Origin of the sequence: Caballeronia sp., assembly GCF_028292365.1 — a bacterium.
Taxonomy (GTDB): Bacteria; Pseudomonadota; Gammaproteobacteria; order Burkholderiales; family Burkholderiaceae; genus Caballeronia.
Genome location: NZ_JAQGMM010000345.1, coordinates 1 through 9,877, shown reverse-complemented (window position 1 = coordinate 9,877; position 9,877 = coordinate 1). Strand labels below are relative to the sequence as shown.

General features: G+C 61.8%; 8 protein-coding genes. 2 read left to right on the top strand and 6 right to left on the bottom strand.

Features of this window, described 5'->3' with window-relative positions; genetic code table 11:
• From JWR14_RS20765 to JWR14_RS20755, 3 genes are all read right to left on the bottom strand, one after another.
• On the bottom strand, positions 1-305 hold a 305-nt coding region (locus JWR14_RS20765; RefSeq protein WP_299710733.1), incomplete at its 3' end, for a 2Fe-2S iron-sulfur cluster-binding protein.
• A gap of 420 nt (positions 306-725) precedes the next feature.
• Positions 726-1,238 (bottom strand): disulfide bond formation protein B, encoded by a 513-nt coding sequence (locus JWR14_RS20760; protein WP_299710735.1) that lies wholly within the window; start codon positions 1,236-1,238, stop codon positions 726-728.
• A gap of 132 nt (positions 1,239-1,370) precedes the next feature.
• On the bottom strand, positions 1,371-2,747 hold the full coding sequence (locus JWR14_RS20755; protein WP_299710731.1) for an amidase: 1,377 nt from the start codon (positions 2,745-2,747) through the stop codon (positions 1,371-1,373).
• 398 nt (positions 2,748-3,145) lie between these two features.
• Between JWR14_RS20755 and JWR14_RS20750 the strand changes: the two genes are divergently transcribed.
• Both JWR14_RS20750 and JWR14_RS20745 read left to right on the top strand, forming a co-directional pair.
• The gene (locus JWR14_RS20750) at positions 3,146-3,397 is read left to right on the top strand and encodes a DUF4160 domain-containing protein (RefSeq protein ID WP_299710728.1); all 252 of its coding nucleotides are present in this window, start codon (positions 3,146-3,148) and stop codon (positions 3,395-3,397) included.
• Positions 3,381-3,848, top strand: a complete 468-nt coding sequence (locus JWR14_RS20745; protein ID WP_299710725.1) for a DUF2442 domain-containing protein — start codon at positions 3,381-3,383, stop codon at positions 3,846-3,848. The genes JWR14_RS20750 and JWR14_RS20745 overlap by 17 nt, the downstream gene beginning before the upstream one ends.
• A gap of 99 nt (positions 3,849-3,947) precedes the next feature.
• On the opposite strand, the gene JWR14_RS20740 is transcribed toward JWR14_RS20745, so the two are convergent.
• The 3 genes from JWR14_RS20740 to hemN all read right to left on the bottom strand — a co-directional run.
• Positions 3,948-7,163, bottom strand: a complete 3,216-nt coding sequence (locus tag JWR14_RS20740) for an efflux RND transporter permease subunit (RefSeq protein WP_299710722.1) — start codon at positions 7,161-7,163, stop codon at positions 3,948-3,950.
• A gap of 14 nt (positions 7,164-7,177) precedes the next feature.
• The gene (locus tag JWR14_RS20735) at positions 7,178-8,443 is read right to left on the bottom strand and encodes an efflux RND transporter periplasmic adaptor subunit (protein ID WP_299710719.1); all 1,266 of its coding nucleotides are present in this window, start codon (positions 8,441-8,443) and stop codon (positions 7,178-7,180) included.
• A 60-nt stretch (positions 8,444-8,503) separates the two neighbouring features.
• A partial coding sequence (hemN, locus tag JWR14_RS20730) for an oxygen-independent coproporphyrinogen III oxidase (RefSeq protein WP_299710716.1) occupies positions 8,504-9,877 on the bottom strand: 1,374 nt, incomplete at its 5' end.

Here is a 9,877-nt window from a genome sequence, read left to right as displayed (position 1 = left end):
TGCTGGACGGGATGCAGCGTGCCGTCTTTGGCGCGCAGGTCTTCAACCGTGAAAAGCGCTCGGCCGTCGAGCGTCGGCATGAACTGGATGCAGGCGTTGACGGCCTTGAGGACGGGTTGGCCTTCTGCATCGAGTTCACCGATTACCACCGTACAAGCGCCGCAATCGCCTTCCGCGCACCCTTCTTTGGTTCCGGTGCATTGGTCGTGTTCGCGCAAATGCTGGAGCACCGTACGGGAAGCGGGTACGTCGTGGACTTCGCGCAGTGCGTTGCGCTGGAAGAACCGGATGGTTTGCGTTGTCATAAAGAAGTCCGAGACATTGCGGATCGGGCGCGCGTTACGCGAAAATCGGCGTCAGGATTCAAAAGAAACCAGGCCGAAAGAGCGCACGTGGATCGCCATCCAAAGATAACGATATCACCGCAATATCTCAAAAAGATTCCGGCGAACGTATCAAGACTATGCGAAGAGACGGATGAGGGTAGGCGGAACAAGCGCCGAAAGCCGCACGGCGGGATATTGAGGGGACGGGAGGGACTGCGCAAGAACACGGTTGTGACCGTTGGTGTTCAAGTCCGGCGGAACGGACGCCAGCGATGGACGTTCGTGCGCCGTGGCGCAGCAAAAATGTGACTGGCCGGCACGGATTGCGGCTTCAGCTTTCGCGAAAAGGGGGCGCAGTTCGGCAGTTCACCGAAGATCCAAACCGTCCGCCATCTACACTCAACTAGCGCGCAACCTGCGCTTGCCCCACAAACTGCCGGCGACGAACAGGAAGATCACCGCAAACGCGATAAGACCCCATTGCGGAAGCGAGAGTCCGAAAATGGGCGGATAGGGCGTCTCGCAAAGCCCCGCGACCTTGAAGACCTGAGGCAACCACTGCGCAGGCGGAAGAGAATCCACAACGGGCTGGAGGGCATCGAACCCGCAACTGAACCCAGGATGCGCTTGCACATAAACGTGCCGTCCGGCGGCCACCACGCCTCCGAGAGCGGACAGCGCAACCAGCGTTTCTAGCAACGCGATCCCGCGCCATCCCCGGAACGAAGCGCCGAGCAACGCAAAGACCGCGATCAGCACGAAAAAGTAGCGTTGAATGATGCAAAGCGGGCAGGGATCCTCACCTTTGACGAACTGGAGATAGAGCGCTCCGCCAACGAGCGCCAGACAGATCACAGCGAGCAAGACCAGCAATCGTCGTTCGCGACGAATCTCGCGCTCGTCGTGGTGCATGGTGAAATGATGCAAGGAGTTGTTCATATTTTCCGAATTGTTCGAGAAAAAAGCACCTGAAGAGGCGCATCCGGCGACGGAATTCTATCGCGATCGCAGTCGCCGGGCGGTTTCAGGAGCGGCATGAGCGGCTCAGCGAGTGGTTTCGAGTACGGCTTCCACTGCACGACCGATGGAGAGCAGCGCGTCGTCGCCGAATGGCGCCCCGGCCAGCATGAGGCCGACCGGCGCTTCGCCCCGCGGATGGCACGGCAGCGACAATGCGCAACTATCGAGGAAATTGAAAACGGAGGGGTTGCGCAGGATCAGCGCGTTGGTTCGGCCGAACGCTTCGTCGTCGTCTTCGAGGTCGGCCACGCGCGGCGGCACGACCGGCACGGTCGGACACACAATGGCGTCGAACCTCTGCCACAGTGCGCGCGCCTGCTCGATCATCGCGGCGCGCGCCTGCAACAAGTCGATGTAATCAGCCGCGCTGGCAGGCTGGCCTTTCAGGATCCGCACGCGCACGCGCGGATCATATTCATTGGCGTGTGCCTGCAGCAGCGGCCGATGCCATGCATAAGCCTCGATTGACGCGAAGCTGAACCGATTGACCTCGGCGAGCCGCTCGAGCGGCGCGAACCGCACGTCTTCCACCAGCGCACCGGCAGCCAACAGATGCCCGATTGCCGCGGAGTAGGCGCTCGCGACCGTTTCGTCGACACCCTCCATGACGTAGTTCGTCAGCACGCCAAGACGCACGCCGTCCAGTGGCCGGGTCGCTGGCACGCCGGAATCCCGGCCCGCCAGGATGCGGTCGACGAGCGCGCAGCACGCCACCGACAACCCGATCGGCCCGAACGAGTCGAGCGTGGTGGAAAGCGGCACGCCGCCTTGCGTAGGCACGCGGGCAGCGGTCGGCTTGAAGCCGGTGAGTCCGCAGAGCGCGGCCGGGATGCGGATGGAGCCGCCGGTGTCGGTGCCAAGCGCGATGGCCGCCATCCCGTCGGCCACAGACGCCGCAGCGCCTGATGACGATCCCCCGGCAATCCGCTCGTCGCCCGCCACCTTGCTTCGATACGGCGAGTGCGGTGTTCCGTAGTGCGGGTTCAGTCCGAGCCCGGAGAACGCGAATTCGCTCATGTTCGTGCGCCCGACGATCACGCCGCCCGCGCGCCGCAGTCGTGCTACGGCGATAGCGTCGGCCTTGGCCGGCAGCGCGTCGGCCAGTACCCGCGAGCCGGCGCGTGTCACCTGGCCCTCGATATCGAAGAGATCCTTGATTGACACCGGAACGCCCGCCAGCGGCGAGAGGACGGTACCCGCCCGGCGCAATGCGTCGTGGGCGTCGGCGGCGGCGCGAGCGCGCTCTGCATCGACGTGCAGGAAGGAAACCGCTCCCTGCCCCGAAGGGTCTGCAATGCGTTCGAGCGCTTGCTCAACCAACGCGCGGCTGGTGGTCTTACCGTCACGAAGCGCGGCGGCGAGTTGGGCGAGAGGCGCGAACTGAGGTGAAGTGATGGGCATGATGTCGAGAGAAACCGGTGGCTTGGCGGGCTACACAATGGGCTGCAAAAGGGCAAGGCCGGGGCGTGCCGCACAGAGCGCAACTGCGGCGCGGTGAGCGATCCGTTCGCATCGTGGCGTTGCGGCATTGCCGTGCTGACGGCCGCGATGAAGCACCTGATGCAACTTGCCCAAAAGTGGCTGTCATTCTAAGCCAGCAAAGTAATAAATACTCGAAGCGACGCGCGTGGCGCTTGATAAACCGGGCTCCTCGGCCATTCGGCTGATAGCGCCGCTACTGCTTCCTCCCTAAGCTTGGTAGGTCCCTGCAGACAGTCTTTTGCGGCGGAAAACAACAGGCGCAAGTAAACCCAAGCGTTTGGGTTTACTTGCGCGCAGCTAACGGATAGAGTGACTACATGCCAACGATTTTCCGCATCGGCGCTGCCCGCGTCGTGATTTATCTGAACGACCATCAGCCTGCTCACGTGCATGTGCTTGATGGCAAGCAACACGCCATCTTCAACCTGCAATGTCCGGCGGGACCGCCGGCCTTGCAAAAGAATCACGGTTTTTCGCACGTTGATGCAAATACCTTCGCTCGCCGGATGCAAAACGTAGTCGGCTCGCTGTGCACTGAATGGAAAACACTTCATGAATCCTTTTGTTGAGATCACCGAACACCAGATGCGTGAAGCCGAAGAACGGATGAGCAAGCACGTTGCCGAACATCCGGTCGCCGTGTCTGTCTCGTTTAACCCGGTGGACGGCAGGGTGGCTATCGAACTGTCGAATGGCGCATTGTTTGCGATTCCCGCGCGGATTATTCAAGGTTTGGAAAATGCTTCAGACAGCGACCTGAACGTGATCGAAATCACGGCGTCGGGCACGGGTCTGTATTTCCCCATCGTCGACGCCGACATTCTCGTGGCGCCGCTACTCGCCGGTGTGCTGGGGTCGCGATCGTTCATGGCCGGCCGATTGGGCAAGCAAGGAGGGGCAAGCCGCAGTGAATCCAAAGCGGCAGCGGCCCGCGCGAACGGGGCGCGTGGCGGCCGGCCCCGCAAGATCAAGGTGGAAAGCGAGGAACGCGAGGAAGCCGCTGCGCTCGCAAAGAAATAGCTGGCGGGTTAACAACGCAACCTCGCAACGCAACCTCGACGGCGGTCTTGCTAGCGCGACCTCGAACGTAAAACGAGTTTGCGCGGCGCTGCAACCGCGTCAGGGCAAGCGGTCCACCTCGGCGGCAATATCGCGAGAACGTTCGGGCGGCGCGGTGAGTGTCTTCCCCTTCGCACCGCGCCTCCATTTTCTCGCTACCCATGCGCCAAAATCATCGAGGACCGTATAAGCCACGGGCACGACCACCAGCGTCAACAAAGACGAGGTAATCACGCCGCCAATCACGGTCTGGCCCAGCGGTCCTCGTTGCTCGCCACCTTCGCCCAGGCCGAGCGCGAGCGGCAGCATGCCGAAGATCATCGCGAGCGTGGTCATCAGGATTGGCCGCAGCCTCACGCGTGCCGCTTCCAGCAACGCGTCAGTGCGGGTCATCGGATGCCCTTTGCCCGTCGCGTCGAGCAGGGTGCCGCGCCGTGCCTGATTCGCGAAGTCGACGAGCAGGATCGCGTTCTTCGTGACGAGACCCATGAGCATGATGAAACCGATGATCGAGAACATGTTGATCGTGCTGCCAAACAGCAGCAACGCAAGCAGCACGCCCACCAGCGTTAGCGGCAGGGACGTCATGATCGCGAGCGGTTGCAGGAAGCTGCCGAATTGCGACGCGAGGATCATGTAGATGAAGATCACGGCGAGCACCAGCGCCTCGACCGCGTAGATGAAGGACTCGTTCATGCTTTTTGTGGAGCCGCCGAAACGGTATCGGTAGCCTGCGGGAAGGTGCATCTCGTCGAGGGTTTTCTTCACATCGGCGGCGACTTCGCCCGGTGAGCGTCCCATGACGTTCGCCGAAATCTCGACCTCCCGCGACAAATCCCGCCGGCTGATCACGTCCGGCCCGGTCGTCTCGGTGATCGCGGCGACTTGTCGCAAGGGCACGAGTAGCGGCGCGCCGTTGGCGTCGGTGCGGCTGGTGGCAATCATCAGCTTTGACAGGTCATCAACGTTGCGGCGTTGAGCCGAGGGCAAACGCACGCTCACGTCGTAATCCTGATCGTCGGGCGCGCGCCATGTGCTGATAGCGTCGCCGGACAGCAACGGGCGCAGCGCCTGACCGACTTCGGCTACGCCCACGCCCAGGTCCGAAGCGAGTTCGCGACGGACATCGATAGCAACAATGGGCTTGTCATCCTTCAGGCTCGCGTCCAGGTCGACGAGGCCGGGAATTTTCCGCAAGCGCTGCTGCGCGTCGGCGGACAGACGCCGGAGTTCGTCGAGGTTATCGCCTTGCAGGCTGAACTGCACCGCCTTGCTCGAGCCGGCGCCGTCGGGCATGCCGATTTCGGTCACCACGATTCCGGCGATGCTCTGCAGGCGCGTGCGGAACACCTGGTTCAATTCCAGCACGCCACGGGTACGTTCGCGCCGCTCCTTCAGGCGCACGGTGATCAGCGCGTTGTTCTTGCCCTGCGCGTTGCCGGAGTTGATCGTGGCGTAGCTATAGCGCACCTCGGGGTATGACGCGAGTGCTGCTTCGACCTGGCGGACTTTATCGGCGGTCGCTTCCAGTGACGTTCCCACGGGCGTGTTCACGCCAATCTGCGTAGTGGAAAAATCGGCATTGGGTACGAACTCGGTGCCAATCAGCGGGACGAGGAACAGGCTGCCGAAAAAAGTGGCGGCCGCGACCGAGAGGGTCGTGATGCGATGCCTGAGCGACCAGCCGAGCAGCCGCTGGTAGAACTGCGCGAGCCGTTCCACGCCGCGCTCAAAGAAGGCGAGCACGCGCGCGAGATGGCGTGTGCCGCGCACGTGCAGTGCGGGATCGGGCCAGATCGACGAAAGCATGGGGTCGAGCGTGAACGAGACGAACATCGAGATCAGCGCGGCGGCCGCGACCGTCACGCCGAACTGGTGGAAGAACCGGCCGATAATGCCGCTCATGAACCCGACCGGCAGAAACACGGCGACGATCGAAAAAGTTGTTGCGAGGACGGCGAGGGCGATTTCCTTCGTGCCATCGAGTGCGGCCGTGCGGTGATCCGCGCCAAGCTGAACATGCCGGACGATGTTTTCGCGCACCACGATTGCATCATCGATCAGCAAGCCCACGCATAGCGACAACGCCATCAACGTGATGACGTTGATCGTGAAACCGGCGGCGAACATGAACGCAAACGTGCCGATCAACGCGATCGGCAGCGTGAGCCCGGTGATCACGGTGCTGCGCCACGAGCCCAGGAACAGGAACACGATCGCGATGGTCAGCAGCGCGCCCTCGAGCAACGTGCCCTTGACTTCGTTCACGCTGTTTTCAATATCGAGCGAGGAGTCGTCGGTAATGTCCAGCTTGACGCCCGGCGGCAGCGCCTTTTGCAGCGCTTGCACTTCCGCCCGGATGCCGTGCGCCACGTCGACCGTGTTCTCGCCCTGCGCCTTGACCACCGATAAAAACAGCGCGCGATTGCCGTTCAGCAGCGCCATGCTGTCGGGCTCTTCCTGCCCGTCGACCACTTGCGCCACCTGATCCAGCGTGACGGCATGCCCTGCATTCGACGCACCACGACGCGCGACAATAATGCGTTTAAAGTCATCGGGCGTCTGGAAACGGCCCTTCACCTGCACGGTCTGTTCAATACCCGCCGACGTCAGCGGCCCCGCTGGAATCTCCTGATTCTCGTTCTGCACGGCGCGAATGACCTGATCCACGCCAACAGAAAGTGCTTGCAGCCGGTCCGGACTGACATCGATCCGAACCTGCCGCTTCACGCCGCCCACAATGCTCACCGAGCCCACGCCGCGGACTGTTTCCAGGCGCTTGCGCACGATCTGGTCAGCGGCGGTCGTGAGGTCGCGCGTGCCCAGCGCGGCGCCCGGCGCGTTGGATACCGCAACCGTGACGATCGGCATGTCGGCCGGGTCATAGCGCAGCACGCGCGGTTCCTTCACGCCGTCGCGCAGGTCGGGCCGGATCAGCGCCACCTTGTCGCGGACATCCTGCGCGGCCTGCATGACGTTCACCGAGAGATCGAACTGGACGATCACGACTGACAACGCGTCGTAGGAGTGCGATGAGATTTCGTCGATGCCGCTAATCGTGTTGACGGCTTCCTCGATCTTGCGGGTGACGTCGGATTCGACCGATTCCGGCGATGCCCCCGGGTACGCCGTCTGGATGACGACCACGGGAAAGGTGATATCCGGAAACTGATCGACTTTCAGGCGCTCGTACGAGAATAGTCCGATCACGAGAAACGCCGCCATCATCATGGCGGCGAACACGGGGTTGTTGATGCTGATACGCGTGAACCACATGGCTTGTGGCTCCGCTATTGAGCAACGGGCATGGAAGCCGCTGCAGCTGTCGCGGGCAAAGCGGCGGCACCAGCGGTCGCCAGTCCGACCATGCGCACGGTACTGCCGATGCGCAGCGCGCCAAGGTTGTTCGCAACGACTTGCTGGCCTTCCTTGAGCGGCGGATTGACGAGTTGAGTCCAGCTCGTGCCATCGGCGTCGCCGGTTGCTGCCGTGGTGACGGGTACTTCAACGAGTTTGCTGCCGGAGAGTGCGTAGATGCTGTGGCTCGCGCCGTCCGTACGCACCGCCGATGCCGGCACCACCAGCGCGTTCGGGGTGCTGCCCACCGTCACGCTGCCCGTACCAAACATGCCGACGCGCAGTGTGGCCGCCGGATTGGGCACCCGGATATAGATCATGATCGAGCGTGAGCCCGGCTGCGCTGCGGGATTGATACGTGTGACGGTGGCAACGACGGGTGGTTCGACGCCATCGAAACGGATGGAAACGGGCTGGCCGATCCGGACACGGCCAATTTCCCCCACGGGCACGGGGGCTTCGAGTTCCAACTGGGTCAGGTCGACGACATCGAACAATTTGCTGTCGACGGCCACCCGTTCGCCGGGTTCAATGCTGCGCGATGCAATCTGACCGCTGAACGGCGCGCGCACGATGGTGTCCGCCACCGACAAATTCGATGAAGCCAGCGCCGCCCGCGCGGCAGCGAGATTGGCGGCGGCGATGGCGTACTGGCTTTGCGCGGTATCGAAGGCATTTTTAGAGATGAAGCCTTTTTCGACCAGCACGCGATTGTTCTCGAGCGTTTGTTTCGCGATATCCATCTGGCCTGCCATGGCGGCCATTTGCCCACGCGATTGCTCGGCGCGCGCGGTGTAGTCGCGGGCATCGATAGAGGCGAGGATTTGTCCTGCCTTGACGGTATCTCCTTCGCGCGCACGTACGTCGAGCGCCGAGCCCGCCACTTTTGCCTTGACCGCAGCTTGCGTGACGGCGCGAAGCGATCCGGTGAGCGGCAGCATTTCAGAGAGGGTGTGACGCGTGAGTGCGGCAAGGTCGCCGGGCGTAAATTCGATGACGGACTCGTCTGCGGAGAATGAACCCGGCACCGAAGCCGACGATGCTGCCGAAGCACCGACGTTCACGCGTTTTTTAAGCGTGTGCGTGATGCCGAGCGCCAGCACGATGATGACGACGATTGCCGCGAGAAAGAGGTTCCGTTTTTTCGATGAATGCATTGCGAGTAAGTGGAGCGTGAAGCACGCCGCACGATAGCGCATTTACGGCTGGCCGGCGTCAAAGTTGCTGAAGGGTGCGGGGCGGCCGACGGCGGCTACGGATCAAATCGTCCGTGAAAACCGCTGCTTGGCGCTCCGGGTTACGTTCCCGGCGAGATACCGGTCGAAGATCATGGCCACGTTGCGCACGAGCAGGCGCCCGGCGGGAAGCACATCAATGCCATCGTGGCTCACTTTGACAAGCCCATCGGCTTCCAGCGATTTCAAGCGCTCCAGTTCACTGGCAAAAGTAGCCTCAAACCGAATCCCGTAAGCCGCTTCCATTGCATCGAAACGCAGTGAAAACTGACACATGATTTCAGTGATGATGTCACGCCGCAGTCGATCATCGGCGCTTAACCGCACGCCTCGTGCAATAGCAAGCTCACCGCGATCGATCGCAGCGGCGTAACCGGCCATGTCCTTCGCGTTCTGCGCGTAGACATCGCCGACCTTGCCAATGGACGAAACCCCAAAGCCGATCAAATCGCAATCCGCCTGCGTGCTGTAACCCTGAAAATTTCGATGGAGCGTACCCGCTCGTTGCGCAATGGCGAGTTCATCGTGTGGCAATGCGAAATGATCCATCCCGATGTACACATAACCCGCCTCGGTCAGTTTCTCGATAACCCGTTCGAGGATCGCCAGACGCATGGCGGGCGAGGGCAAGGTGGCTTCATCCATCTGCCGCTGCATCTTGAAAAGAGCTGGCATATGCGCATAGCCGAACACGGAAAGCCGGTCGGGCGCGAGCGTGATAATGGTGTCGAGCGTGCGGCTGAAGCTCTCCACGTCCTGATGCGGCAAGCCATAGATCAGATCGACGCTGACCGACTTGTACCCTTCGGCCCGTGCTGCCGACATGACCGTTTTCGTGGTTTCAAGCGGCTGAACGCGATTGATGGCTTGCTGCACGCGCAGATCAAAGTCCTGCACGCCGAAGCTCAGCCGGTTGAACCCCAGGTCGCGCAATACGCCGATGGTTTCCGCCGATGCCTCGCGGGGATCGACCTCGATCGAATACTCGGCCTTTGCATCGGGCAGCAGACAGAACGACTCAGCGGTCGCGGCCATGAGTTCGGCCATTTCGTCGTGCGATAGAAACGTCGGTGTACCGCCACCCCAATGCAATTGCGACACCGGGCGGGCGGTATCGAAGCATTTTGCTTGCAATACTAATTCACGTTTCAGCCGATCAAGATACGGACGCGCGTGTGCACGATTTTTTGTAGCGATCTTGTTGCAGCCACAATAGAAGCAGACGGTGTCGCAGAACGGAATATGGAAGTAGAGCGAAAGATCCGACGATGCCGCGCCCGGGTCCGCTGCCGCTCGATGATAGTGGGCGGGATCGAAGGTGTCGGTGAATTGAACGGCAGTGGGATACGACGTGTAGCGCGGACCGGCCGTGTCGTATTTGGTGAGCAGATCGGGGCG

What these genes read in the sequence shown, in the direction of transcription:
- JWR14_RS20760 (WP_299710735.1), bottom strand. Translation starts at nt 1,238, where the DNA reads ATGCACCACGACGAGCGCGAGATTCGTCGCGAACGACGATTGCTGGTC.
- JWR14_RS20740 (WP_299710722.1), bottom strand. Translation starts at nt 7,163, where the DNA reads ATGTGGTTCACGCGTATCAGCATCAACAACCCCGTGTTCGCCGCCATG.
- JWR14_RS20735 (WP_299710719.1), bottom strand. Translation starts at nt 8,443, where the DNA reads ATGCGCTATCGTGCGGCGTGCTTCACGCTCCACTTACTCGCAATGCAT.
- JWR14_RS20750 (WP_299710728.1), top strand. Translation starts at nt 3,146, where the DNA reads ATGCCAACGATTTTCCGCATCGGCGCTGCCCGCGTCGTGATTTATCTG.
- JWR14_RS20755 (WP_299710731.1), bottom strand. Translation starts at nt 2,747, where the DNA reads ATGCCCATCACTTCACCTCAGTTCGCGCCTCTCGCCCAACTCGCCGCC.
- JWR14_RS20745 (WP_299710725.1), top strand. Translation starts at nt 3,381, where the DNA reads ATGAATCCTTTTGTTGAGATCACCGAACACCAGATGCGTGAAGCCGAA.